General features: G+C 67.5%; 24 protein-coding genes. 14 read left to right on the top strand and 10 right to left on the bottom strand.

Features of this window, described 5'->3' with window-relative positions; all coding sequences use genetic code 11:
* Window positions 1–605 precede the first annotated feature (605 nt).
* Window positions 606–1,517 carry a LysR family transcriptional regulator gene (locus tag DBY63_RS03210; protein ID WP_077171841.1) on the bottom strand — a complete coding sequence of 304 codons (912 nt, stop codon included), beginning with the start codon at window positions 1,515–1,517 and terminating at the stop codon, window positions 606–608.
* A gap of 98 nt (window positions 1,518–1,615) precedes the next feature.
* Between DBY63_RS03210 and DBY63_RS03205 the strand changes: the two genes are divergently transcribed.
* The 3 genes from DBY63_RS03205 (at window position 1,616) to DBY63_RS03195 (ending at window position 5,696) form a co-directional block, all read left to right on the top strand.
* Window positions 1,616–2,215 carry a short chain dehydrogenase gene (locus DBY63_RS03205; protein ID WP_027597128.1) on the top strand — a complete coding sequence of 200 codons (600 nt, stop codon included), beginning with the start codon at window positions 1,616–1,618 and terminating at the stop codon, window positions 2,213–2,215.
* A 59-nt stretch (window positions 2,216–2,274) separates the two neighbouring features.
* Entirely contained in the window at window positions 2,275–2,955 is a 681-nt protein-coding gene (locus DBY63_RS03200; RefSeq protein ID WP_027602537.1) for a membrane protein, read from the top strand.
* Window positions 2,956–3,131: 176 nt separating this feature from the next.
* Window positions 3,132–5,696: an EAL domain-containing protein gene (locus DBY63_RS03195; RefSeq protein WP_177411423.1), complete on the top strand. Its 2,565-nt coding sequence runs from the start codon at window positions 3,132–3,134 to the stop codon at window positions 5,694–5,696.
* A gap of 17 nt (window positions 5,697–5,713) precedes the next feature.
* On the opposite strand, the gene DBY63_RS03190 is transcribed toward DBY63_RS03195, so the two are convergent.
* The gene (locus tag DBY63_RS03190) at window positions 5,714–6,676 is read right to left on the bottom strand and encodes a GlxA family transcriptional regulator (RefSeq protein ID WP_007159579.1); all 963 of its coding nucleotides are present in this window, start codon (window positions 6,674–6,676) and stop codon (window positions 5,714–5,716) included.
* Between the two features lie 283 nt (window positions 6,677–6,959).
* Entirely contained in the window at window positions 6,960–8,918 is a 1,959-nt protein-coding gene (gene acs / locus DBY63_RS03185; RefSeq protein WP_027602536.1) for an acetate--CoA ligase, read from the bottom strand.
* A gap of 162 nt (window positions 8,919–9,080) precedes the next feature.
* Here acs and DBY63_RS03180 point away from each other — a divergent pair, with 162 nt between their 5' ends.
* The gene (locus tag DBY63_RS03180) at window positions 9,081–9,431 is read left to right on the top strand and encodes a 4a-hydroxytetrahydrobiopterin dehydratase (protein ID WP_007159581.1); all 351 of its coding nucleotides are present in this window, start codon (window positions 9,081–9,083) and stop codon (window positions 9,429–9,431) included.
* Window positions 9,432–9,493: 62 nt separating this feature from the next.
* Here DBY63_RS03180 and DBY63_RS03175 read toward each other — a convergent pair whose 3' ends face one another.
* A complete protein-coding gene (locus DBY63_RS03175; RefSeq protein ID WP_027597131.1) occupies window positions 9,494–9,907 on the bottom strand; it encodes a VOC family protein in 414 nt (137 codons plus the stop codon).
* A gap of 125 nt (window positions 9,908–10,032) precedes the next feature.
* Here DBY63_RS03175 and DBY63_RS03170 point away from each other — a divergent pair, with 125 nt between their 5' ends.
* Together DBY63_RS03170 and DBY63_RS03165 are read left to right on the top strand one after the other, a co-directional pair.
* Window positions 10,033–10,257, top strand: coding sequence for a hypothetical protein (locus DBY63_RS03170; RefSeq protein WP_007159583.1), 225 nt, complete (start codon window positions 10,033–10,035; stop codon window positions 10,255–10,257).
* Window positions 10,258–10,259: 2 nt separating this feature from the next.
* Window positions 10,260–10,712 (top strand): GNAT family N-acetyltransferase, encoded by a 453-nt coding sequence (locus tag DBY63_RS03165; protein WP_027602534.1) that lies wholly within the window; start codon window positions 10,260–10,262, stop codon window positions 10,710–10,712.
* Here the strand turns inward: DBY63_RS03165 and DBY63_RS03160 are convergent.
* Window positions 10,709–10,921 (bottom strand): DUF3820 family protein, encoded by a 213-nt coding sequence (locus tag DBY63_RS03160; protein WP_027602533.1) that lies wholly within the window; start codon window positions 10,919–10,921, stop codon window positions 10,709–10,711. The two genes, DBY63_RS03165 and DBY63_RS03160, sit on opposite strands and share 4 nt — an antisense overlap.
* Window positions 10,922–11,043: 122 nt before the next feature.
* On the opposite strand from DBY63_RS03160, the gene DBY63_RS03155 reads away from it, so the two are divergent.
* Complete coding sequence (locus DBY63_RS03155; protein WP_108581259.1) at window positions 11,044–11,853, top strand: SDR family NAD(P)-dependent oxidoreductase; 810 nt, start codon at window positions 11,044–11,046, stop codon at window positions 11,851–11,853.
* Between the two features lie 56 nt (window positions 11,854–11,909).
* Here the strand turns inward: DBY63_RS03155 and DBY63_RS03150 are convergent, their stop codons facing one another.
* The gene (locus tag DBY63_RS03150; protein WP_007159587.1) at window positions 11,910–12,101 is read right to left on the bottom strand and encodes a hypothetical protein; all 192 of its coding nucleotides are present in this window, start codon (window positions 12,099–12,101) and stop codon (window positions 11,910–11,912) included.
* A gap of 252 nt (window positions 12,102–12,353) precedes the next feature.
* Between DBY63_RS03150 and DBY63_RS03145 the strand changes: the two genes are divergently transcribed.
* The 3 genes from DBY63_RS03145 (at window position 12,354) to DBY63_RS03135 (ending at window position 13,817) form a co-directional block, all read left to right on the top strand.
* Complete coding sequence (locus tag DBY63_RS03145; protein ID WP_108581258.1) at window positions 12,354–12,629, top strand: BrnT family toxin; 276 nt, start codon at window positions 12,354–12,356, stop codon at window positions 12,627–12,629.
* Window positions 12,607–12,879, top strand: a complete 273-nt coding sequence (locus tag DBY63_RS03140) for a BrnA antitoxin family protein (RefSeq protein ID WP_027597134.1) — start codon at window positions 12,607–12,609, stop codon at window positions 12,877–12,879. Before DBY63_RS03145 ends, DBY63_RS03140 begins: the two co-directional genes overlap by 23 nt.
* A gap of 233 nt (window positions 12,880–13,112) precedes the next feature.
* Window positions 13,113–13,817 (top strand): aspartate/glutamate racemase family protein, encoded by a 705-nt coding sequence (locus tag DBY63_RS03135; protein ID WP_042136142.1) that lies wholly within the window; start codon window positions 13,113–13,115, stop codon window positions 13,815–13,817.
* Here DBY63_RS03135 and DBY63_RS03130 read toward each other — a convergent pair.
* A complete protein-coding gene (locus DBY63_RS03130) occupies window positions 13,814–15,118 on the bottom strand; it encodes a leucine-rich repeat-containing protein kinase family protein (protein ID WP_108581257.1) in 1,305 nt (434 codons plus the stop codon). The two genes, DBY63_RS03135 and DBY63_RS03130, sit on opposite strands and share 4 nt — an antisense overlap.
* Window positions 15,119–15,192: 74 nt before the next feature.
* Window positions 15,193–15,870, bottom strand: a complete 678-nt coding sequence (locus DBY63_RS03125; RefSeq protein WP_108581256.1) for a haloacid dehalogenase type II — start codon at window positions 15,868–15,870, stop codon at window positions 15,193–15,195.
* A gap of 234 nt (window positions 15,871–16,104) precedes the next feature.
* Between DBY63_RS03125 and DBY63_RS03120 the strand changes: the two genes are divergently transcribed.
* The 4 genes from DBY63_RS03120 (at window position 16,105) to DBY63_RS03105 (ending at window position 21,765) form a co-directional block, all read left to right on the top strand.
* Complete coding sequence (locus DBY63_RS03120) at window positions 16,105–17,862, top strand: EAL domain-containing protein (protein WP_256594343.1); 1,758 nt, start codon at window positions 16,105–16,107, stop codon at window positions 17,860–17,862.
* An 83-nt stretch (window positions 17,863–17,945) separates the two neighbouring features.
* On the top strand, window positions 17,946–19,199 hold the full coding sequence (locus DBY63_RS03115) for an EAL domain-containing protein (protein ID WP_027602526.1): 1,254 nt from the start codon (window positions 17,946–17,948) through the stop codon (window positions 19,197–19,199).
* A 121-nt stretch (window positions 19,200–19,320) separates the two neighbouring features.
* A complete protein-coding gene (locus DBY63_RS03110) occupies window positions 19,321–20,568 on the top strand; it encodes a diguanylate cyclase (RefSeq protein WP_027602525.1) in 1,248 nt (415 codons plus the stop codon).
* 117 nt (window positions 20,569–20,685) lie between these two features.
* Entirely contained in the window at window positions 20,686–21,765 is a 1,080-nt protein-coding gene (locus DBY63_RS03105; RefSeq protein ID WP_108581255.1) for an SMP-30/gluconolactonase/LRE family protein, read from the top strand.
* A 3-nt stretch (window positions 21,766–21,768) separates the two neighbouring features.
* Here the strand turns inward: DBY63_RS03105 and DBY63_RS03100 are convergent, their stop codons facing one another.
* A complete protein-coding gene (locus DBY63_RS03100) occupies window positions 21,769–22,122 on the bottom strand; it encodes a hypothetical protein (protein ID WP_007159597.1) in 354 nt (117 codons plus the stop codon).
* A 140-nt stretch (window positions 22,123–22,262) separates the two neighbouring features.
* A complete protein-coding gene (locus DBY63_RS03095; protein WP_146750239.1) occupies window positions 22,263–23,357 on the bottom strand; it encodes a DUF1615 domain-containing protein in 1,095 nt (364 codons plus the stop codon).
* Between the last annotated feature and the right edge of the window lie 204 nt (window positions 23,358–23,561).

Genomic DNA, 23,561 nt, shown 5'->3' with positions numbered 1-23,561 from the left:
CCGACACGCTTCAACCTCGGCGCAGCGAAGCCCAACGGTGCCGTAGCGTGGCAAACGGCGCAGCCTTTCCACTGGGGCTTCACAGCGAAGCGCGCCCTCACCCCAGCCCTCTCCCGCAGGGAGAGGGGGCTATCCATGCAACGCGTAGGTTGGGTTGAGACAGCTACACTGTCGAAGCCCAACGGTGCCGTAGCGTGGAAAACGGCGCAGCCTTTTCCACTGGGGGCTTCACAGCGAAGCGCGCCCTCACCCCAGCCCTCTCCCGCAGGGAGAAGGGGCTTTCAACGCGTAGGTTGGGTTGAGACGGCTCCACCGTCGAAGCCCAACGGGGCCGTAGCGTGGAAAACGGCGCAGCCTTTTCCACTGGGGGCTCCGCGGCGAAGCGCGCCCTCACCCCAGCCCTCTCCCACAGGGAGAGGGGGCGATCCATGCAGCGCGTAGGTTGGGTTGAGACGGCTCCACCGTCGAAGCCCAACGGGGCCGTAGCGTGGAAAACGGCGCAGCCTTTTCCACCGGGGGCTTCACGGTGAAGGGTGCCGTCACCCCAGCCCTCTCCCGCAGGGAGAGGGGGCTTTCCGCGCAGGCGTTGAGCTCCATCAACCTCGCTACCCCAACGCCTCCAACCGCTGCCGACTGCGCTCGAACCAGTCGCTCAGGGCTTCCGCCACCACTCTGGTGCGCTTCGGCAACCCACCTTGGTAGGGATGGACCAGAAACAGCGGCTGGCTAGGGGTGCGCCATTCCCGGAGCAGCCAGACCAGGGCGCCGCTGGCCAACTCTTCGTGCACCATGAATGACGGCAGCCGGGCGATGCCCTGCCCGGCCAGGGCCGCCTGCTTGAGCAGGCTGTAGTGGTTGCAGGAAAGACTGGGCTCCACCTGGACGCGGCTGAGCTGATGCTCACGGTGATAGAGCCAGACGTCGCCCTCGGCATAGTGACTGTTCACCAGGCAGCGATGGCCGAGCAGATCCTCGGGCACCCGGGGAACCTCGACCCCAGCCAGATAGGCCGGTGCCGCGCAGGTCACCTCCTGCATGGCGAACAGCGGCCGGGCGACCAGGCGTTCGTCCGGCTCCAGCCGGGCGCGGATCGCCAGGTCGAAGCCCTCGGCCACCAGGTCGCGGTAGCCGTTGTCCAGCACCAGGTCCAGCTGGATGGCGGGATGGGCGGCGCGACAGGCCAGTAGCACCTCGAAAAAGGTGTAGCCCAGGGACACCGGCACGGTCAGGCGCACCGGGCCGACGGCTTGCTCCTGCAGCCGGGCCACGCTCTGCAGGGCCCGCTCGCGCTGGCGCACCAGGGCCTGGGCCTCCGGCAGCAGGGCACGACCGGCGGGAGTGGGATCGAGGCGTCGGGTGGTACGGTGCAGCAGCTGGGTCTCCAGGCGCATCTCCAGCGCCCGGATGCGCTTGGACAGCTGGCCCTTGCTGCAGCCCAGGCGCTCGGCCGCACGGGTGAAGCTACCGCTGTCACAGAGGACGGCGAAGGCGGCGAGATCGGCGAAGTCGTCCTGCATCGTTTCCCCCTGGAAACACTGGATTGCCATTCAGGCGATTTATCCGGGCAATGGGCCATTCTAGGCTGAGGACTCCTTTCCCTTCACGGAGCCACCCCATGAAAATCATCCTCGTCGGCGCCAGCGGCACCCTGGGCAGCGCCATCGCCGAACGCCTGGGCAGCCGCCATGACCTGATCCGCGTCGGCCGCCGATCCGGCGACCTGCAGGTCGACATCACCCAACCCGAGTCCATCCGTGCCCTCTTCGCCCAGGTGGGTCGTTTCGACGCCCTGGTCAGCGCGGTGGGTTCGGTGACCTTCGCCCCCTTCACCGAGATGACGCCCGAGGCGTACCAGAAAGGCCTGCAGGACAAGCTCATGGGCCAGGTCAATCTGGTGCTGCTCGGCCAGCAGCAGGCCGCCGAGGGCGCCTCCTTCACCCTGACCACCGGCATCCTCAGCGAACAGCCCATCGCCCAGGGCAGCTCGGCGGCCATGGTCAACGCGGCGCTGGAAGGCTTCGTGCGCGGTGCGGCCATCGAGTTGCCCCACGGTCAGCGCCTCAACGCGGTCAGCCCGACGGTGCTGCAGGAGTCCCTGGGCCACTACGGTGATTTCTTCCGCGGTTTCAAGGCGGTCAGCGGCGCCGAGGCCGCGCTGGCCTACGAACGCAGTGTGGAAGGACGAGAAACCGGCAAGACGTATCGCGTCTGGTAAGTCCTTGAGCTCGCGGCGCTGTCTGAGTAACGTGTGCCCACCTCAGTCGGAGTCCTGCGATGCCAGCGCCGCGTGCCATCTTTCCCCTAGCCCTGCTCGGCCTCCTCGGCGGCTGCAGCCTGTTCCAGAGCGACGACACCCCGCGTGCACCGGGCGGCGAGCGCCTGCAGGGCGATCTGCGCTGGAGCGGAGACCAGCTGCTGTTCCGCCCCTGCCAGGAACAGCGTTTCTTCGACGTCACCGACGCCAACAACACCGCCATCCTGCGCGATGCCCACGAACTGGCCGCCGACAGCGGCGCCGCTTCGCTGTTCGCCGACCTGCGCGGCAAACTCAAGTCCGGCGGCCGCGATGGTGCCCAGGGCGTGTTCGCCGTCACCGATGTCTACCGCGTGCAATACAGCGGACCGGGTTGCAGCGATCCCAACTTCAAGCGCACCGCCATGAACGCCGGTGGCCATGGACCGGACTGGAGCGTCCAGGTCAGCAACCAGGGCATGCTGGTCAGCACCGCCGGCCAGCAGCGCCGCGCCCTGCCCTTCGTGCAGGAAGAATTGCCGGGCGGCATGCGCGCCCTGTCCAGCGAAGCCAATGGCGAGAAGGTCGAGCTGTGGATCAATCCGCGCCGCTGCGTGGACGGTCGCACCGGCACCGTGCAGTCACTGCAGGCCGAACTGCGCATCAATGGCCAGACCTGGCAGGGCTGCGCCTTCTATGGCGGAGCCGGCAACCCCACCTAACTCGGGCGTTCGCGCGATGCTTAGCGCGATCCCCTTGGCATCTCCCGCTTTACGTTTAGCGTCGCGCGCCCCAAGGGGCTAGTCTAGCGACGGCAAGGTTTCATCCGCTTCGCTTGGTCACTTCCGGGTTCCACCAGGCGAAGGCACAGGAACGCTCATCCAGCCAGGGTCCAGGCATGCCAACATCCCCAGCGTCTCGCAGCGCGCCTCCGCGCCGACGGGGCCATACCGTTCTCCTGCGGCTGTTCCCCGCGCTCTGCGTGCTGCTCCTGGGTCTCATCGGCCTGGGTTGCTATCTGCTGGTCGACAATGCCGTGCGCCAGGATGCCACCGTCGCCCAGCATACCGAGCGCGCCGTTGGCCGCACCTTCACGCGCCTCGACGAAGAGGTCGCCCGCAACCTGATCGACTACAGCAAATGGGACGAAGCCTATCGCCGCCTGCACCAGACACTGGACAGCGACTGGGCCTTCGAACAGGGCAATCTGGGCGAGTCCCTGTTCCAGGTCTATGGCTACGAGGGAGTGCTGGTGTTCGACGGTCAGGATCGGGCCCGCTATCGCCTGCTCGACGGCCAGCTCGCCGATCCCGCTGCCCCTTGGCTGCAGGGCGACATCGCCGGCCTGCTGGCCGCGGCGCGCAGCGCCGACGCCCGCGCCGGCAGCGTGTCCGGCGTGCTGACCGTGGCCGGGATGCCGGCGCTGGTGGCCGCCGCCGCCATCACCCCGGGCGACCAGGCCGGCGTTCGCCCCCAGGACGCGCCGGCCTCGGTACTGGTCTTCGTCAATGTGCTCAGTCCGGCGCGGCTGGCGGCCCTGAGCGAAGCCAACAACCTGCCGCCGCTGAGCATCAGCGCCAACGGCGCCGGCAGCCGCGCCAGCTGGCAACTGCCGGGTTCCAGCTATCAGCTGACCTGGCGCCCACCGCGTCCGGGGCTGTGGCTGATGCAACAGACCCTGCCGCTGTTCGGCGGTGGGGTGCTGATCCTGCTGCTGGGGCTGATCTGGCTGTTTCGCCAGGCGCTGATCGCGATGCGCCAGCTGGATGCCCAGTACGATGACCTGCTGGCCAGCCGCAGCGAACTGGCCATCGGCGAGCGGCGCTTCCGCGACATCGCCGAGGCCACCTCGGACTGGCTGTGGGAGGTAGACGCCACGCTGCGCCTGGTCTATGTCTCGGATCGCTTCGCCGAGGTCACCGGGGAAGCCACCGAACGCTGGCTGGGCCGGCCGCTCGCCGAACTGCTCACCCCCCATGCCGACACCCTGGCGCACTGGCTCGCCGGCCAGGCCCACGACCGCAAGCCGCGCCCGCCGCTGGTCTGTCACTACCTGGACGGCAACGGGCGCGAACGCACCTGCCGGGTCGCCGCCCGGGCCATTCCCGAAGGCGGCTATCGCGGCACCGTCACCGATCTCACCGACGAGATCGAGGCCCTGGCCCAGGTCCAGCACCTGTCCTGGCACGATCCCCTGACCGGCCTGCCCAACCGCCATCGCCTGCACCAGTTTCTCGCCACCCATCTGGAAGGCCCGGAGCCCCGCCCCCTGGCGCTGATCAGCCTGGACCTGGATAGATTCAAGACGGTCAACGACGCCCTCGGCCATGCCGCCGGCGATCAGGTCCTGCAGGAAGCGGCGCAGCGCCTGCGGCAGAACGTGACCGCCACCGACCTGGTGGCGCGCCTGGGCGGCGACGAATTCTGCGTGGTGCTCAGCGGCGATCGCGACCCCGCTGCCATCGCCGACCTCTGCCGGCGCCTGGTGGAACAATTGCGCCAGCCCTTCCGCCTCGGCGAGCAGCGGGTCTTCATCGGCAGCAGCCTGGGCGTGGCCCTGGCGCCGCGGGATACCGGCATCCCGGCGGAATTGCTGCGCCTGGCCGACATCGCCCTGTACCAGGCCAAGGCCGCTGGCCGCGGCACCTGGCGCTTCCACGAACCGGCCATGAACGAGCAGGTGCTCCTGCGCCGGCAGCTGGAACAGGATCTGCGCCAGGCCCTGCGCGATGATCGGCTCAGTCTCTACTACCAGCCACGCCGTTGCCTGGCCGATGGCAGCCTGTGCGGCTTCGAGGCGCTGGTGCGCTGGGAGCACCCGACCCAGGGCCTGCTGGAGCCGCTGGATTTCCTGGCCCTGGCCGAAGACGCCGGCCTCGGGCAGCGCCTGGGGCGCTGGGTGCTGGAGACCGCCTGCCACGACGCCCAGGGCTGGCCGGAACGCCTCTCGGTGTCGGTCAATCTGTCGCCGCAGCAATTCCACGCCAACGAAGATCCGGTGCAGACCGTGGCCGAGGCGCTCTACCAGAGCGGCCTGGCGGCCTCGCGCCTGGAGCTGGAACTCACCGAGCGCACCCTGCTGGATCCCGCCGCCGATGTGGCCAACACCCTGGGCGCGCTCAAGGGCCTGGGCGTGCGCCTGTGCCTGGACGACTTCGGGTCCGGCCTGTGCTCCCTGGCCTACCTGCGCCGCTATCCGCTGGACGGCATCCGCCTCGACCGCAGCTTGATCGCGCGGCACCGGCAAGCGCCGGAAGACAGCGCCCTGGTGCGGGCCATGATCGATCTCGGCCGCTCGCTGGGGCTGAGGGTGACCCTCAAGGGCGTGGAAGACGCCGAGCACCTGCGCCAGCTGCAGCACCTGCCGGCGGACGAGATCCAGGGCTTCCACTGCGGCGCGCCGCTACCGGCCGATCGGCTGGGCGCCTGGCTGGACGAAGGGGTGGCGGAGCCGTTGAGCTGAAGGGGTGCGCCGGGCGCCTAGCGCTCGGCCACCATGCTGCCCTCGCCCGCCGCACCGCGTCGCTGGTTGCGGTCGTCGCGAGGAGTGACGCCAAAGAAGTTGCGATAGGCGCTGGAGAAGTGCGGCCCCGACGAGAAGCCGCAGGACAGGCCGATCTGGATGATCGATTTGCTGGTCTGGGTGAGCATCTTGCGTGCCCGATTCAGCCGTAGCTCCAGGTAGTACTGGCTGGGCACCCGCGCCAGGTACTGCTTGAAGATCCGCTCCAGTTGCCGCCGGGAGACGCAGACGTGCTGGGCGATCTCGTCGGTGGTGAGGGGCTCTTCGATGTTGGCCTCCATCAGCATCACCGCCTGGGTCAGCTTGGGATGACTCGACCCCAGGCGATTCTTCAGCGGAATGCGCTGCCGCTCGCTGCCTTCGCGCAGCCGCTCGACGATCAGCTCCTCGGCGATGGTGCCCGCCTGTTCGGCGTCGCGGTCACGGCCGATCATGGCCAGCAGCAGATCGAGGATGGCCAGGCCGCCGCAGGCGGTCAGGCGATCGCGGTCCCACTCGTAGAGGTGGTGGGTGGCGATGACCTTGGGAAACTGCTCGCTGAATTCCTCCAGCCAGCGCCAGTGCACGGCGGCGCGATGCCCGTCGAGCAGACCGAGCTGGGCGAGGATGTGCACCCCGGCGGAAAAGCCTCCCATCACCACCCCGGCCCGGGCGGTCTGGCGCAGGGCCGCGGCCAGGGGCGGCGGCAGCGCGGGCGAGGGTTCGTCGGCCAGCACGAAGAGGCGATCCAGGCGTTCCAGCTGCCCTTCCCAGTGGCCACCCGGCAGACGCGGCTGCAACTCGCTGCCAGCCTGCAGAAAGCGCACCTCGTAGGGCGTATCGCTCGAATGGCGAGCGGCGAGTTCCAGCGCTTCCTCGACCAGGCCCACGGTCAGCGGACGAACGTCGGGCCACAGCAGAAAGGCGATGCGGATGGTCATCTAACGTCTGGCTTCCTGTCGAGAGCGGCGGGGGCGACCGATCCGGGGCCCGCGCGCCATGAAACCCTTGTGGGGTGGCACGCATGGTACGCCGGAGCGCTGCCCCTGTCCCGGCCTTTGCCCGGGGTAGCGGACCGGTGTGCCCTCCGGTCCGCCGGCTGGCGCGATTCTAGCGCCAGCGCAACGGCCAGGGCTTTTACCCTGGCGACAACTCCTTACAGGACCGCCAAAAACAAACCGCCCGCTACCGGGACGATAGCGGGCGGTTGGCGAAGCCGTCGAATCAGGCGACGGCCTGGCTCATCTGCTGGTGGGTGCCGACCAGATGCTGCACCACGCCCGGATCGGCCAGGGTGGAGATGTCGCCAAGGGCGTCGTATTCACCCACGGCGATCTTGCGCAGGATACGCCGCATGATCTTGCCGGAGCGGGTCTTGGGCAGCCCCGGCGCCCACTGGATGACATCGGGCGTGGCGATCGGACCGATCTCCTTGCGCACCCACTGCTTGAGCTCCTGGCGCAGGGCTTCGTTGCCCTCCTCGCCCTGGTTGAGGGTCACGTAGACATAGATGCCCTGGCCCTTGAGGTCATGGGGCATGCCCACCACCGCGGCCTCGGCCACCTTGGGATGGGCCACCAGGGCGCTCTCGATCTCGGCGGTGCCCATGCGGTGGCCGGAGACGTTGAGCACGTCGTCGACGCGACCGGTGATCCAGTAGTAGCCGTCTTCGTCGCGGCGGGCGCCGTCACCGGTGAAGTACATGCCCTTGAAGGTCTTGAAGTAGGTGTCGACGAAGCGGTCGTGGTCGCCATAGATGGAGCGCGACTGGCCCGGCCAGGAATCGAGGATCACCAGGTTGCCTTCCACGGCGCCGTCGAGCAGGTTGCCTTCGTTGTCCACCAGCGCCGGCTGGATGCCAAAGAACGGACGGGTCGCCGAACCGGGTTTCTGGCCGATGGCGCCGGGCAGCGGGCTGATGAGGATGCCGCCGGTCTCGGTCTGCCACCAGGTGTCGACGATGGGGCAGCGCTCCTGGCCCACGGTCTTGTAGTACCAGTGCCAGGCCTCGGGGTTGATCGGCTCGCCCACCGAACCGAGCAGGCGCAGGCTGCTGCCATCGACGCCGCGCATGGCCGCGTCGCCCTGGGCCATCATGGCGCGGATGGCGGTGGGCGCGGTGTAGAGGACGTTGACCTGGTGCTTGTCCACCACCTGGCCCATGCGGGTGACGTCCGGGTAGTTGGGCACGCCCTCGAACAGCAGGGTGGTGGCGCCATTGGCCAGGGGGCCGTAGACGATGTAGCTGTGGCCGGTGATCCAGCCGACGTCGGCGGTGCACCAGTAGACCTCGCCCGGGCGATAGTCGAAGACCCGCTCGTGGGTCAGGGCGGCATAGGTCAGGTAGCCACCGGTGGTGTGCAGGATGCCCTTGGGCTTGCCGGTGGAACCGGAGGTATAGAGGATGAACAGCGGCGCCTCGGCGGACATCTCCTTGGGCTCGCAGTGTTCCGGGGCCACCGAAGTGATGTCCTCGTACCAGACGTCGCGGTGACGATGCCAGGCGATGTCGGCGCCGGTGCGCTTGCAGACGATCACCTTGCGCACCGAATAGGTGGCCGGATTGGTCAGGGCCTCGTCGACGTTGGCCTTGAGCGGGATCTTGCGGCCGCCGCGCACGCCTTCGTCGGCGGTGATCACCAGCTTGGACTGGCAGTCGCTGATGCGGCCGGCCAGGGATTCGGGAGAGAAGCCGCCGAACACCACCGAGTGCACCGCGCCGATGCGGGCGCAGGCCAGCATGGCCACCACGGCCTCGGGGATCATCGGCATGTAGATGGTCACCACGTCGCCGCGGTGGATGTCCTGGCCGCGCAGCGCGTTGGCCAGCTGGCAGACCTCGCGATGCAGCTCGCGGTAGGTGATGTGGCGGCTGTCGGCCGGATCGTCGCCTTCCCAGATGATGGCGGTCTGGTCGCCGCGGGTTTCCAGGTGGCGATCCAGGCAGTTGTAGGAGGCGTTCAGGGTGCCATCGGCGAACCACTGGATGTCGACGCGATGATCGTCGAAGGAGGTCTGCTTGACCCGGCTGAAGGGCTTGATCCAGTCCAGGCGCTGGGCCTGCTCGCGCCAGAAGCCATCGGGGTTGAGGATGGACTGCTGGTACAGCCGGCGATAGGTGACTTCATCGGTCAGGGTCTGGGAAGCGACTTCCGCGCGGACCGGGTAGAAAGCGGCACTCATGGGACGATCTCCTCGGCGGGAAACTGTTGTTCTTGTTGTGTTCCGTTGTACGGCGCGCACCGGTTTCGGACCATTCGACCATGGTCGGACGGGACGCCGGGAGCTGACCGGCGGGTCTGTTACCCTGCCCTTTCGTGACTTTCTTTCCCCAAGGAGCGCCCCATGGCCGATCTCGCCCACTCCCATTGCGTCCCCTGCCGCTCCAGCGAGCCTGCCCTGAGCGAGGCCGCCAGCAACGAATTACTCAAGGCCGTCCCGGGGTGGACGCTGGTCGAGCGCGAAGGAATTCCACGGCTGGAACGCCGCTATGCCTTCGGCAACTTTCTGGAAGCGCTGGACTTCACCAACCGCGTCGGCCGCGAGGCGCAGGATGAGGATCACCACCCGGCCCTGCTCACCGAATGGGGCGCGGTGACGGTGAGCTGGTGGACCCACAACATCGGCGGCCTGCACCGCAACGACTTCATCATGGCCGCCCGTACCGATGCGGTCGCCCTGGCGGCCAACGTCTGAGCGCCGGAATACCGGAGCGCCGGGCCGCCGGATCGCCGGCCGCCGGATTGCCGGGCCACACGCTAGTCGCAGGCGGCGGCGAGTCCCTCGGCATGCACGAAGCACAGCTTGTTGCCTTCCGGATCCCGGCAGTAGGCGGCGTAGAAGTCCGCGCCATAGTCCGGCCGGATGCCGGGAGCGCCCTCGTCATTGCCGCCCAGTTGCAGGGCGCGGTGCCAGGCCGCCTCGACGGCCGCCGGCGACGGCGCGGCGAAGCTCACCTGGACGCCATTGCCCCAGGAGGCCGGCAGGCCATTGAAGGGCAGCTGTACATAGAATTGCGGCCACGCTCGCCCTGGCCGCTGCCAGCCACACCCGGGCGGGCCACCATCGTCTTCGGCCGGCATCCGCACCAGACCGAGCTCGTGCAACACGCCGTCGTAAAAATCGATCAGGCGCTCCAGATCACGCGCGCCTACCTGTACATGGCTGAACATGGGCTCTCTCCCGCTTGCCAGGGGCCATCAGGCCACGTTAGACCAGTCCGCTGCGGCTGCCTATCGGCTCGACAAGCCCGGTCCGGGCGGTTAGCGTGGCGGCCTTTGCCTGTGACGACATAGCCATGAATCTGCGCACCCTCCCCCGCCTGACCAAGATCGGTCTGGTCTTCTTCATCCTCGGCCTGCTGGGCGTGGCCTTCGCCCTCTATGGCCTCTACCAGGGTCCGCGTCCCTCCGAACCCGGCGCCATGCGCAGCCTGCTGTTCGCGGCAGGCTTGCAGCTGACCGGCTACGTGCTGCTCAACCGCAATCGCTTCCGCATGCTGTCCGGCCGGCGCAAGGACTGACCATGACTCTCCAGTGGAGCTGCCGCGCCGCACCGGCGCTGACCACCGCCGAGCTCTATGCCGCCCTGGTGCTGCGCGCCCGGGTCTTCGTGGTGGAGCAGCAGTGCATCTATCCCGACGCCGATGGCCTGGACCTGGCGGAAGACGTCTGGCACCTGTTCGGCTGGCGCGACGACCAGTTGCACGCCTACCTGCGCCTGCTCGGCGCGGTACGCGAGGAAGTGGTGATCGGCCGGGTGATCGTCGCCCCCGAGGGCCGCGGCAGCGGCCTGGGGCATCTGCTGCTGGCGGAAGCCCTGCGCGTCTGCGCCGAGCGCTGGCCCGGGCGCCCGCTGTTCCTCTCCGCCCAGGCCCATTTGCAGGCCTACTATGGCCGCTATGGCTTCACGCCCTGCTCAGCGGTCTATGACGAAGACGGCATTGCCCATATCGACATGCGTCGCCTGGCGGACTAACGGCAGCGCAGCGGATCGAGCAGCGGCTTGAGGCCGTTGTGGTCGATCTCCTGCATCAGCGCCAGCAAGCGGCCCAGCTCGCCAGGCGGAAAGCCGCTGCGGGCGAACCAGTTGAGGTAGTGGCCCGGCAGGTCGGCCAGCAGGCGGCCGGCGTACTTGCCATAGGGCATGGTCCAGGTCACCAGGGCTTCCAGATCCGCGGGTTGCATCTCTTGTCTCCTCTACACGGCCTGGCGATTATGCCATGCCCTCAGGGGCCAACCGTCGGCCGCGGGGAGCGCCAGCCGTCCGCGACGATCCCAGCTACACCAGGTCTGCAGAGGATTTCAGCATGAGCAACGTTTCCCGGCCGCTGGCCGCCGTCACCGGTGCCTCCAGCGGCATCGGCTTCGAACTGGCCAAGCAGCTGGCCCGCCACGGCCATGATCTGCTGCTGGTCTCCCGCGGCGACGGGCTGGACGCCGCCGAGCGCGAATTGCGTGCCCTGGGGGTCAAGGTCTGGAGCCATGCGGCCGACCTGCGCACCGCCGTGGGTGTGGAAGAGACCTTTAGATTCCTGCGTCGCCAGGGCCGCCCGCTGGACGTCGTGGTGCTCAACGCCGGCGTCGGCCTGGGCGGCGCCTTCGTCGGCCAGACGCGCCTGGAAGACGAGCTGGCATTGATCCAGCTCAATGTGATGGCCACCGTGCACCTGGCCAAGCTGGTGTTGCCGGAGATGGTCGCCGCCGGCCGCGGCCGGGTGCTCTTCACCTCCTCCATCTCGGCCACCGCGCCGATTCCCTTCGAGGCCGTCTACGGCGCCTCCAAGGCCTTCATCAATTCCTTCGCCTTCGCCCTGCGCAACGAGCTGAAGGACAGCGGCGTGACCCTGACGGTGCTCATGCCCGGCCAGACCGACACCAACTTCTTCCACCGCGCCGGCGAAGACGACACCAGCGTCGGCGCCGGGCCCAAGCACGATCCGGTGCAGGTGGCCGCCCAGGGTTATGCCGCCCTGATGCAGGGCCTCGACCATGTCTATGGCGGCGGTCCCGAGGTCCAGCACGAGGGCGAGGTGCTCAATCGGGTGGAAAGCGAGGCTCAGAAGGCCGAACGGCACCGCGCCTGGTCGGAGCCGGGATCGGCGGAAAAAAAGGACTAGCTGCGCTTACGCCAGGCGAGGTGTCAGGCCCCTGCCTGACGTCCGCCCGACAGCCTCTAGTTGACCGGCGTGGCCCCGGGCGTGCCGCACTTGGCAAACTTGCCCTTGGCATCCTTGCATTGCACCGCCTTGGTCTTGGTCGTGTCGCATTTGACGAACTTGCCGTGGGCATCCCGGCAGGGCGCCGCCTGGACGCTGGCGGATGCGAAAAGGGTCAGGGCTAGCGCGGCGAACAGTGCTTTGAGCATGACGATCACCTCCAGGGCCGGGAGTGGCCTCTCGAAGCGTAGCTTGCATGCCAGGGCGCTGCCACGGGCGCTAGCTAGCGACACAAAAGCTCGTATCCAGGCACTGGAGGGAAGACCGTGAGGCTTGCTCGATGTGTGTCGAGGCCGCTCCCCAACGCTCGTTGACGTCATCCGCAGGCTGTCTCATCTTCCGCAGGCTCGTATGGACGAGAAAGTCTTGCCGCCCCCAATTAATGTACATACGATAAATCCATGGACATCACCTTCGACCCGGCCAAGAACGCCCTCAACATCGCTGCTCGCGGATTGAGCTTCGAAGGGGTTGCCAACTTCGATTTCGAAACGGCGCTGATCTGGGTCGACGACCGCAGGATCTATCCGGAAGTACGGTATTCGGCCCTGGGCCTGGTTGCGGGCCGAGTGCATGCCGTGGTGTTCACCGAAACCGCTACCGGCATTCGGGTCATCAGCTTCCGCAAGGCAAACAATCGCCAGGTAAAACGCTATGAGCAAGCCACTCAACCCTGAATTGATCGACGCGGAAAACCCTGAGTGGACCGACGAGAAGGTCGAGCAATCGGTGCGTATCGGTGCGTTGCCGGTGACCTTGCAAGCCAAGCTGCGTCGCGGCCGACCCCAAGCGAGCGTCACCAAGGAGCGCATCACCATTCGGCTTTCCCCGGACGTTGTCGACGCCTTCCGCGCGACGGGTTCAGGCTGGCAAACCCGCATGGATGCCGCGCTCAAGGACTGGCTGAAAACGCATTCGCCGTCCTGATCGTGCTCCGCCTTGCCCTGACACTGGGCGTCCATCTCCAAGCTGGATAAATCAGGAGTCGCGCTCTCCAGACCTGCCGCTAGAGGCCCAGGGCAGTATCCGCCGATTCCCCTCGACGTTCTTGCGGCCGACCAGGCTGCTCACTGTACCGCCCGATCTCTGCCTCACTGATCCTCGCGCACAGCGGGAACGGGCGCCAAGATGCCCATTCGCCAATCACCATGGGAACGACCATGCGCACCCTGGGCCTGCTGGGCGGCATGAGCTGGGAGAGTTCGGCTCACTACTATCGCATCCTCAACGAAGAGGTCCGGCGGCGACTGGGTGGCAGTCATTCGGCGGCCTGCCTGCTGCTGTCGGTGGACTTCGCCGAGATCGCTGCCCTGCAGCATGCCGGCGACTGGGCGACGCTGGGTCTACGTCTGCAGGCGCATGCGCGACAACTGGCGGCCGGCGGTGCCGAGGCATTGGTGCTCTGTACCAACACCATGCATTGCCTGGCGGACGAGATCGAGGCAGCCACGGCCCTGCAGTTGTTGCACATCGCCGATCCCACCGGGGCGGCGATCCAAGCGAAGGGCCTGCGGACCGTCGGCCTGCTGGGCACCGCCTTCACCATGGAGCAGGCCTTCTATCGCGAGCGGCTGACGGCGCGCTTCGGCCTGGAGGTGCTGGTGCCTGAAGCGACCGCGCGCCAGACCGTGCACCGCATCATCTATGAAGAGCTGGTGCGCGGCGAGGTGCGCGCCGAATCGCGGGCCGCCTATCGCGCCATCATCGCCGAGCTGGTCGCCCGGGGCGCCGAGGGCATCGTGCTCGGCTGCACCGAGATCATGCTGCTGGTGGACCAGAGCGACAGTGCGGTGCCGCTGTTCGACACCACGCGACTGCACGCCCTGGCCGCCGTGGACTGGGCCCTGGACGAGCCCCGGGACTAGCCCTGCAGTTGCTGCGCCACCTCGGCCAGCAGCGGACGGGCATCGAGCGCGGGCTGCTGGCACTCCGCGGCCAGGGCCGCCAGTGCCGGATCGACCGGCTCGCTGCACCGCGCCAGCCACTCCTCCAGCAGGATGCCGAAGGCGCGACTCTCGAAGCGTTGCAGGCGCGCCGCCTGAATCTCGTCCTCGGGCAGCAGCGAGGCACCGCCGAAATCCCCCAGCAGGCAGCGGGCGCCACCGTCCCAGAGGATGTTGTGGGCATAGAAATCACCGTGGACCAGGCCGTGCCCGTGCAGGTGCGCCAGGGCACTGGCCATGCCGCCAGCCATGCTGCGCACGGCGCTGGCGGTGAAGCGGGTGCCCTCGGGATAGACGTCGCGGCTGCAGGTGGTGAAGCTGGGCGGACCGGCCAGGTTGCCGAAGGCCGGCTCCACCAGCTCCAGCACCAGGCCGCTGCGCTGCTCGGGATGCTCGGCCAGGTCACCGAGAGCACCGATCAGCCAGGGATGGGTGCCGGCGCTGAGGCTGGCGGCGCTTTCGCTTTCCGGGGTGCCATCGCTGGTCATGCTGCCCTTGAACAGCTTGACGGCGACCTCGCGCGACCCGGTGGGCGATTGCCAGCGCGCCTGATGGATGATGCCGGAGGCGCCCTCCCCCAGCCGCTCGCCAAGCTGCAGATCACCCCAGGCGATGCGCTGCTGGCGGGCGGCCTGAGCTCGCACCGCGCGCTCGCGCTCGGCGCCCAGGGGATTGTCGCCATAGGCTAGCCAGGTCAGCCGTGGCAACTCCAGGATGGCCGGCGGCAGCGCGGCGAAGCGATTCGCCGACAGCCGCAGCAGTTCCAGCTGGTGCAGGTCGGCCATGGACGCCGGCAGATGCTGCAAGCGGTTACCGGCCAGCATCAGCTTTTGCAGGGCGGGCCGCTCGCCCAGGGCGGCGGGCACCTCGGCGATGCGGTTGTCGGTAAGGATCAGCCAGCGCAGGCGTGGCGGCAGGGCCGCGGCGCCTACCCGCTCCAGCTGGCAGGCCTTGAAGCCGATCATCTCCAGCCTGGGCAGCGTGCCCAGCACCTCGGGCAGCTCGGTGAAGGGATTGCCCGAGCAGAAGAGAATGCGCAGCTGGTGCAACCGACCCAGGTCGGCGGGCAAGCGGGTCAGCCGATTGCCCGACAGGTCGAGGATTTCCAGGCTGTCGGCCAAGCCATAGATCTCTTCGGGGAATTCGGTCAGGTCGGCGCGCAGGGTCAGGCGCGTGGCCCCGGCCAGTTCGCCGGCACGCAGCCGGGCAAGGGTATCCGTCATGGGAAAGCGACTCTCACTGTCTGGAAAAACCGGCACCCGCCGGTGATGGCGCGGACGTTAGCACGCCGGGGCAACTAGCCGCGGCCCTCGTGCGCCAGAATGCGCGCCACTGCCTCTTGCAGCGTGCCGGCGGTCACCTGGGGCGGCGCCAGAGGATTGGCCACCTGGTCGGGACGCCGCTGCAGCAGGGCACCCTTGAACCCGGCGGCCTGGGCGCCGGCGATGTCCCAGGCATGGACGGCGATCAGCCACAGGTCTTCGGCGGGTTGACCCAGGCTGCTGGCGGCCTGGCGATAGGTGGCCGTAACCGGCTTGCTGGCGCCGGCGTCCTCGGCCGAGAGGATATCGGCGAAGGCGTCGCTCAGGCCGGCGTATTCCAGCTGCGCCCGGGTCGCGGCGCGCGCATTGTTGGAAAAGGCGATGCAGCGCACGCCCTGTGCCCGGGCGAAATCGAGGCCCGCGCGGACATCGGCATGGGCGGGCAGCCGCTTGAGGGCGTCCGCGACGCGCTGCTTGTCGGCGGCGGTGAGCGTTCGCCCGAACCGTGCGCCGATCATCTCCAGCGCCGCCTGACCCTGGGTCTCGAAGGGCGCGTGCCGGCCACAGAGCTCGGCGCTCATGGCGTTCTGCAAGGTCTGGGCGAACCATAGCGTGCGGCTCTGAGGGTCACCGAACAGGTCGGTGAACAGGCCATCCAGCGCGGACAGGTCCAGCACGGTCTCGTTGATGTCGAACAGGCAGGTCAGGGTCATGGTCGCTACTCGGCAGGGGATATCCCTTCGACCAGGGCTCGCGATCGACGTGCAGCCGCGCTAAGGTTCCAGACTGGCAGGCGAGACGAAACGGCTAAAGTCTTATGATTTCTCGCCGATACTTCCGCAGACCTGCCTCTCGTTTGCTGCACTCGCCTGGCTCGGGTCGCGGCAGTTCTTCCAGGATGGGCTTGTTGCTCGAGCAAGGCTCATCGATATTCCCGAGATAGCCTGATGGCCGATTCACTGAAGTACGAAGATGACCGCCTCAACGCCCTGCACGCCCTGGAGTTGCTGGATTCGGCGCCGGCGGAGGAATTCGATCGCCTCTGCGAACTGGTCGCCAGCAGCTTCAATGTGCCGACCGCGCTGATCAGCCTGGTGGATCGCGATCGCCAGTGGTTCAAGGCCCGCGTCGGCTTCGACCTGGCGCAGATGCCCATCGAGGACGCCTTCTGCGCCCACACCATCCAGGCCGAGGATGGCCGGATGGAGATCAACGATGCCTGCTGCGATACCCGCTTCAGCCATAACCCCCTGGTGGTACGCGCCCCCCATGTGCGTTTCTATGCCGGCTCGACCCTGGTCACCGAGGGCGGCTATGCCATCGGCAGTCTGTGCATCCTCGACAGCCAGCCGCGCGAACTGACGGCCGCGGAACGCAAGCGCCTGGACGATTTCGCCGCTCAGGTGATGAGCCTCATAGGCCTGCGCCAGCACCTGCGCCGCCGTGATCCGGTCAGCGGCCTGCCCAATCGCCAGCAGTTCCACGCCGATGTCGCCCAGCTGGCCGAACTCCAGCCCGACGAGGGGCGCCTGCTGGTGCTGGTGGATCCCCTGGAGACCCACTGGAAGGAGCAACTGATTCTGGCCCAGGGCATGTGGCCCTTCGAGACCTTCCTGCGCAGCCTGGCCTTGCGCCTGTGCGACGCCCTGAGCGAGCGGGCAAAGGTCTATCACGTGGACACCAAGAGATTCGCCTTCCTGCTGCCGGAGGACTGCGATTATCCGCCGCTGCTCGACGCGCTCATCGCCCAGTTGCGGATGCCGGTCCAGGCCGACCGCATTCCCATCGATCCGCCGGTCAAGGCCGGTGTGGTGCCCTTCCTGCTCGACGCGGGCGAAGTCCGCGACCTGCTGCGCAAGGCCATGGTGGCGGTCGATCAGGCGGCGCTGAGCAGTCGTCACTGGGTGGTCTACGAACGCCCCCGGGACGAGGCCTTCCAGCGGATCTTCCAGCTGGTCCGGCAGATTCCCGAAGGCCTCGAACGCGGCGACTTCAGCCTGGCCTTCCAGCCGCGCCTGGCCCTGCCCGAGCGCCGGCTGTGCAGCGCCGAAGCCCTGCTGCGCTGGACCCATCCGCAACTCGGCCCCATCGCTCCGGGCGATTTCATTCCGGCGATCGAGAAGACCGCGCTGATCCACAGCGTCACCCGCTGGGTGATCCGTACCGCCATCGGCCAGCTGGCGCACTGGGACACTCGCTATCAGGGGCGACTGTCGCTCAACCTGTCGCCACGGGATTTCGACGAAGGCGATCTGGTCGAGTTGCTGCGCGAGACCTGCCAGCGCCAGGGTGTCGATCCGCGGCGGCTGGAAGTGGAGATCACCGAAGGCGAATGGCTGAAACGCAATCCCGAGGCCATCGCCCAGCTGCATGCCCTGCGCGAGCTGGGCCTGGAGATCGCCATCGACGACTTCGGCAGTGGCTACAGCAACTTCGCCTATCTCTACGAATTGCCGGTCACCAGCGTCAAGCTCGACCGCTCGCTGATCCATGACCTGCCCGAGGATCCACGCAAGCAGGAGGTCGTCAGGGCGCTGCTGGCGCTGATCGGCAAGCTCGGCTATCGCAGCGTCGCCGAGGGCATAGAGACGCCCGAGGTGCTGGCCTTCCTGCAGCAAGCCGGCTGCGACGAGGTCCAGGGCTATCTGCTGGCCCGGCCCATGGCCCTGCCCGCTTTCGAGGCCTGGTACGCCGAACAGGGTTAAGCCGAACGGATGAGGTCATTTGACTGACAAATTCATTCCAGGCTCTACACTGGTTCAGGTCGTAGTTTCCCGGGAGTGAGGACATGAGGGAATCAGGTACCGAGTTGTTGGAGGTGGTTGGCCTGGATACCGGCAACCTGAGCAGCCAGGGCTGCATCGACAAGGTGCTGCACGCACTGCGCATCCACCTGGACATGGACGTGGCCTTTCTGGCCGAATTTCGCCAGCAGGATCGGGTCTTTCGCAACGTCGATGCGGCGCCCGATGCGCCGCTCAAAGCCGGCGATGCCCTGCCGCTCAGCCAGGGCTATTGTCAGCAGGTGGTGACCGGCCACCTGCCCGAACTCATCCCCGACACCCGCGCCGTCGGCGCTACCCGGCTGATCCCGGAAACCCGCAGCGTGCCCATCGGCGCTCACGTCAGCGTGCCGGTGCGGCTCAGCGATGGCGAACTCTATGGCACCTTCTGCTGCTTCAAGTACCAGCCCGATCCGACCCTGAGTCCCCGTGACCTGGAGTTGGTGCGGACCTTTGCCGAACTGGTGGCCGATCGCCTCAGCCTGGACGTCTCCAGTCGCCGCGGCCAGGTGGAGATGCGCGAGCGCATCCAGGGCGCGGTGGCCGCCCACCAGCCGAGCATCGTCTACCAGCCGATCTATCACCTGACGGATCTGCGCATCGCCGGCTGGGAATCCCTGTCGCGCTTCCACTGCCCGCCGCAGCGCAGCCCGGACCTGTGGTTTTCCGAAGCCAGCGCCGTCGGTCTCGGCGACGAACTGGAAGAAAGCGCCATGCGCTTCGCCCTACAGGGACTGCAGAGTCTGCCCGACGACAGCTACCTGACCATGAACTGTTCGCCGCAGACCATCCTGGGCGGGCGCCTGCCAGCGCTGCTGGCCGGCAATCCTCCCGGACGCCTGGTGCTGGAGATCACCGAACATGCCGAGGTCGACGACTACGACGCCCTGCATGCCCAGCTGCAACCGCTGCGGGCCCAGGGCGTGCGCCTGGCCATCGACGATGCCGGCGCCGGCTATTCGAGTCTGAGGCACATCCTTCGACTGCGGCCGGACATGATCAAGCTGGACATGAGCCTGGTGCGCGACATCGATCGCGACGCCGAACGCCGGGCGCTGGCCTCGGCGATCATCGCCTTCGCCCGCGAGACCCACAAGGAGGTGATCGCCGAGGGGGTGGAAACCCTCGCCGAGCTGGAAGCGCTCAAGGCGCTGCAGGTGGACAAGGTGCAGGGCAACCTGCTGAGTCGCCCGCTGCCGCGCGACGACGCCCTGCGCCTGCCCCGGCAGCGCCAGCTGGAAGGCCAGGCGGACCGCTGAACCGGGAAGGATCGGCGGCCATTCAAGTCGTCGATCCTTTGGCCGATACGCAGAGGCGAATGATCCCTTCCTCTGACGCCAGAACTATTCTCGGCCGATCTTTGCCCTGCAGGAGTTACCGGTGCGCTCCATCCTGGTCATCGAAGACAGCCCCATGGTCCTCAAGATTCTGGCGCACCTCTTTCGTCAGCAGCGTGACTTCGAGCCGGTATTCTGCGCCACCCTGGCCGAAGCCGAGCTGATGCTGGAAACCTCGGCCAATCTGTTCTTCGCCGCCCTGGTGGACCTCAACCTGCCCGATGCGCCCAATGGCGAAAGCGTCGATCTGGTGCTGCGCTATCGTCTGCCCTGCATCGTCCTCAGCGGTTCCTACGACGAGCGCCGGCGCGACGACCTGCTCACCAAGGGCGTGGTCGACTATGTGCTCAAGGAAAGCCAGTACTCCTACGAATTCGCCTTCCGGCTGCTGCGCCGGCTAGACAGCAATACCGCGGTCAAGATCCTCATCGCCGAGGACTCCGACGCCACCCGCAACTACATCCGCCATGTGCTGACGCCCCACCGCTACCAGCTGCTGGACGCCTGCGACGGCAACGAGGCCCTGCGCCTGCTGCAGGAGCAGCCGGACATCGACCTGCTGGTGGTGGACCACAGCATGCCCGGCCTCAGCGGCTTCGAACTGGTGCAGATGTTGCGGCAGAAGCTGCGCCGCCACGACCTCAGCATCATCGGCCTGTCGGCCGACGAAAAGGGTTCGCTCAGCGCCAAGTTCATCAAGCAGGGGGCCGACGACTTCCTGCGCAAGCCCTTCTGCCCCGAGGAGCTCAATTGCCGCGTGGTCTCGACCCTGGAACGGCGGGATCTCATGCGCGCCCTCACCCACGCCGCCCAGTACGATTCCCTCACCGGGCTGCGCAACAGGCGCGCCTTTCAGGATCAGGCCCAGGAGCTGTTCCGCCAGGCCGAACGCGAGGGCCACGCCCTGAGCGTGGCCATGCTCGACCTGGATCACTTCAAGCGCATCAACGACGAACACGGCCATGCCAGCGGTGACAGTGCCCTGGTGGTCTTCGCCCAGGCCTTGGCCCGGACCCTGCCCCAGGATCTCACCGGTCGCCTGGGTGGCGAGGAATTCGCCCTGGTCAGCCGGATGCCACCGGAGCAGCTGCTGCAGGCGCTGGACCTGCTGCGCCGCTACTGCCACGCCCAGAGCTATGCCCCCGGCGCCCCGCCGCTGTCGTTCAGCGCCGGCGTCTTCAGCGGCCTCGCCGACGACCTCGAAGGCTTTCTCCACGAAGCCGACCGGCGCCTCTATCAGGCCAAACGCCAGGGCCGCGGTCGGACCTGCCTGGTGCTCGAGGCCGACTAGGCCCGTGCCCCGGTTGGCGCCATCCATCACAAGACATATGATGTCATATGATTAACCTGCCGATGCAGGTTGATCCGCATTGCCTCGTCTGAACAATAACAATCAAGGACCTGCACCATGCATGACTCCCTCCCGGGCCTCGCCCGGCTATTGTCACGTCGCCAGTTGCTCCAGAGCGGCCTGGTCTGCGGCGCCGCCCTCGCCCTGCCCGGTCTCGCCCGCGCCGGGGAACCCCTGAGCCAACGCTATCCCGATCCGCTGATCGAGATCCTCGACGACCGCTTCCTCGAGCTGCGGCTGTTCAACGCCAGTGTCGAACGCCTGGCCACCGGCCTGCGCTGGGCCGAAGGCCCGGTGTGGATCGGCGATGGCAACTACCTGCTGATGAGCGACATCCCCAACAACCGCATCGTACGCTGGGATGAGGTCAGCGGCCGGCTGGACACCTACCGCACCCAGTCGAATTTCGCCAACGGCCTGACCCGTGATCGCCAGGGTCGGCTGATCGCCTGTGAAGGCTCCACCACTCACGGCCTCGGGCGGCGGGTCACCCGCACCGAGCACGATGGGCGTATCACGGTGCTGGCCGATAGCTTCGACGGCAAGCCGTTCAATTCGCCCAATGACGTGGTGGTCAAGCGTGACGGCTCCATCTGGTTCAGCGACCCGCCGTTCCAGGCCAACAGTGACTACGAGGGTCATAGGGTCAAGACCGAGCAACCTGATGGGGTCTATCGCATCGACGGCGAGAGCCTGGCGGTGACCCGGGTGATCGGTGATCTCAACGGCCCCAACGGCCTGGCCTTCTCGCCGGACGAAAAGCTGCTCTACGTGGTCGAGGGCCGCGCCAAGCCCAATCGCCTGGTGTGGGCCTATACGGTCAGGGACGACGGCAGCCTGGGCGAGCGCCGCAAGCACATCGAGGCGCTGGAATACGGCGCCCTGGACGGCATCAAGTGCGACGTGGCGGGCAATCTCTGGTGCGGCTGGGGTAGCAGTGGCGCGCCGGCGGCCAAGCCCGAGGCGCTCGATGGCGTGCGGGTCTTCGATCCCAGCGGCAAGGCGCTGGGGCACATCCACCTGCCGGAACGCTGCCCCAACCTCTGCTTTGGCGGCCCGGAAGGCAACCGCCTGTTCATGGCCGGTTCCCACTCGCTGTACAGCCTCTACGTCAACATCCGCGGTGCCGGCCTCTAGCGGCTAGCGGGACTCGGGCGGCGACTGCTCGGCCAGGACGGTCAGGGAGTCGAGCACGCTGTCCAGGGCGTAGGCCGCTTCGAAGCGCGCCAGATTCTGGGTGAGGTCGGCCAGGCTGGTGGTGATCCCCAGCCAGTTGCCCAGGCCGATCTGGCGCGCCGCTTCCGGCAGCGAACAACCGCCATCGCGGCGTTCCAGCCAGGCCAGCACCAGTTCCGGCGGGGTATCGGCTTCGAGGCCCAGGGTGCGCAGCAGTCGCAGGGCCTTGGCCTGTTCGCGGGGTGGCAGCCGATGGCGGGCCGTGGGAGTGGGCTGGTCGACGATCAGCGTCAACCGGGAGCCGGGGGTATCGGTCATCTGGACCTCTAGGGACTACACCAGAACCGTACGGCGCGAGGCCGCTTCATCGCCCCATGTTAGGCGAATAGTCTGGCCAATTGCCATCCCCGGGCCCGACCCTCGTCACCTGGAAAACGCCGTTCGGCCCCCTGCTCCCTTCAGCGCGCGGCGCGGCCCCGGCAGCGCTGCCAGCGTTCCTCCACCCGCTGGGCGAACCAGGCGGTGGTGAGGGTGCGGGTGATCTTGGGACTTTCCAGGGTGATGCCCGGCAGGATGGCGCGCGGCAGGCTGCGACCGGCCTTGCGCTCGGCCAGGGCATAGACCTTGGCATAGAGATCGGTCTTGGCGAAGTCCTCGGATTCGCCCGCTTCCAGGTCATGGCGGATGGCGATGTCGCTCATGCCCAGGGCCGGCGCCAGGCGATTGACCGCCCGCTCGGTCTCGCCCTGGGTCCGCGAACCGGGCACCACCAGATCGCCGTCCAGCGCCAGCTTCATCCCCGTGGCCCGGCTTACCGCACGCTGGAAGGCGGCATTGCGACTGGCGTACCAGCCGGCGTTGAAATCGGCGAAGCGATACAGCGGCGTGGCATAGTCCGCGGGATAGCCCAGCAGGTGCGCGGTGCCGAAATAGAGACCGCCCCGCCGGCTGAACACCTCATGGCGGATGGAACCCTCGCGCTCATAGGGATAGCCGCGGGCATGAGCCTCGGCGAAGTCGATGCTCACCTGCATGGGGCCGCCGGTGCGCACCGGATTGAAGCGCCCGAACAGCTGGCCTCCCAGGGGCACCATGGCGATGAAGTCCTCGAAGATCAGACTCAGCTCGCGCTCGGTTCGGGCACTGTCCAGGCGCTGGGCGTAGGTCTTGCCGGAGGGCGACCTGAGGTTGAGCGCGGTGCGCACCAGCAGCTGGGGCACATAGGCCCGCGCCGCACGTCTGTCGATCTCTTCCCAGGCGATCCGCCCCAGTCCCGGCACCGGCGGATCGACCTGGTAGGTGGATTCCTGCTCCGCCACCGCCAGCACGGCGCAGAGGTTGTCCGTCGAGGGCTCGAGGCCCTGGGCGCTGAACGCGGTCTGGATATCGCTGGCCCAGCCCTGCCGATCCGCGACGCTGGCCGGCAGCAGCCGCAGGAGCTCGGCGCGCACCTCGGCCGGCGAACGGGTCGGACCCTGGGAGCTGGGCGTCAGGCTGCAACCGGCCAGCACCAGGGCAGCGGCCAGGGCGGTCCAGCCGCGCAATCGCGACAGGGTAGGCAAGGCGGGAACAGACGGCACGGCAGCAGCGGACACGGCGACTCCAGGGGATTCCTTTGGCCGCTTTGACCACGCCCTCGGCCAAACGGCTGTCCTGAATGCTAGATAACTTCTGGCTATATCGATGTAACCCTTTCATTGAACCAGAGCTGCCGGGTGGCTGGGATTCCCAGGCAAGTCCTACTAAAATGGTCGGAC

The organism is Pseudomonas sp. RIT411 (assembly GCF_003057735.2).
GTDB lineage: Bacteria > Pseudomonadota > Gammaproteobacteria > Pseudomonadales > Pseudomonadaceae > Chryseomonas > Chryseomonas oryzihabitans.
The sequence above is the reverse complement of the archived record's forward strand: the minus strand, read 5'-3'. Positions and strand labels throughout refer to the sequence as shown.

Bases quoted from the DNA above. Each gene is read 5' to 3' on its own strand.
- DBY63_RS03175 (WP_027597131.1), bottom strand. From the start codon at position 9,907: ATGTTCAGCCATGTACAGGTAGGCGCGCGTGATCTGGAGCGCCTGATC.
- DBY63_RS03135 (WP_042136142.1), top strand. From the start codon at position 13,113: ATGCGCACCCTGGGCCTGCTGGGCGGCATGAGCTGGGAGAGTTCGGCT.
- DBY63_RS03100 (WP_007159597.1), bottom strand. From the start codon at position 22,122: ATGACCGATACCCCCGGCTCCCGGTTGACGCTGATCGTCGACCAGCCC.
- DBY63_RS03210 (WP_077171841.1), bottom strand. From the start codon at position 1,517: ATGCAGGACGACTTCGCCGATCTCGCCGCCTTCGCCGTCCTCTGTGAC.
- DBY63_RS03200 (WP_027602537.1), top strand. From the start codon at position 2,275: ATGCCAGCGCCGCGTGCCATCTTTCCCCTAGCCCTGCTCGGCCTCCTC.
- DBY63_RS03125 (WP_108581256.1), bottom strand. From the start codon at position 15,870: ATGACCCTGACCTGCCTGTTCGACATCAACGAGACCGTGCTGGACCTG.
- DBY63_RS03130 (WP_108581257.1), bottom strand. From the start codon at position 15,118: ATGACGGATACCCTTGCCCGGCTGCGTGCCGGCGAACTGGCCGGGGCC.
- DBY63_RS03205 (WP_027597128.1), top strand. From the start codon at position 1,616: ATGAAAATCATCCTCGTCGGCGCCAGCGGCACCCTGGGCAGCGCCATC.
- DBY63_RS03160 (WP_027602533.1), bottom strand. From the start codon at position 10,921: ATGCAACCCGCGGATCTGGAAGCCCTGGTGACCTGGACCATGCCCTAT.
- DBY63_RS03140 (WP_027597134.1), top strand. From the start codon at position 12,607: ATGAGCAAGCCACTCAACCCTGAATTGATCGACGCGGAAAACCCTGAG.
- DBY63_RS03155 (WP_108581259.1), top strand. From the start codon at position 11,044: ATGAGCAACGTTTCCCGGCCGCTGGCCGCCGTCACCGGTGCCTCCAGC.
- DBY63_RS03195 (WP_177411423.1), top strand. From the start codon at position 3,132: ATGCCAACATCCCCAGCGTCTCGCAGCGCGCCTCCGCGCCGACGGGGC.
- DBY63_RS03165 (WP_027602534.1), top strand. From the start codon at position 10,260: ATGACTCTCCAGTGGAGCTGCCGCGCCGCACCGGCGCTGACCACCGCC.
- acs (WP_027602536.1), bottom strand. From the start codon at position 8,918: ATGAGTGCCGCTTTCTACCCGGTCCGCGCGGAAGTCGCTTCCCAGACC.
- DBY63_RS03105 (WP_108581255.1), top strand. From the start codon at position 20,686: ATGCATGACTCCCTCCCGGGCCTCGCCCGGCTATTGTCACGTCGCCAG.
- DBY63_RS03145 (WP_108581258.1), top strand. From the start codon at position 12,354: ATGGACATCACCTTCGACCCGGCCAAGAACGCCCTCAACATCGCTGCT.
- DBY63_RS03120 (WP_256594343.1), top strand. From the start codon at position 16,105: ATGGCCGATTCACTGAAGTACGAAGATGACCGCCTCAACGCCCTGCAC.
- DBY63_RS03115 (WP_027602526.1), top strand. From the start codon at position 17,946: ATGAGGGAATCAGGTACCGAGTTGTTGGAGGTGGTTGGCCTGGATACC.
- DBY63_RS03180 (WP_007159581.1), top strand. From the start codon at position 9,081: ATGGCCGATCTCGCCCACTCCCATTGCGTCCCCTGCCGCTCCAGCGAG.
- DBY63_RS03150 (WP_007159587.1), bottom strand. From the start codon at position 12,101: ATGCTCAAAGCACTGTTCGCCGCGCTAGCCCTGACCCTTTTCGCATCC.
- DBY63_RS03190 (WP_007159579.1), bottom strand. From the start codon at position 6,676: ATGACCATCCGCATCGCCTTTCTGCTGTGGCCCGACGTTCGTCCGCTG.
- DBY63_RS03170 (WP_007159583.1), top strand. From the start codon at position 10,033: ATGAATCTGCGCACCCTCCCCCGCCTGACCAAGATCGGTCTGGTCTTC.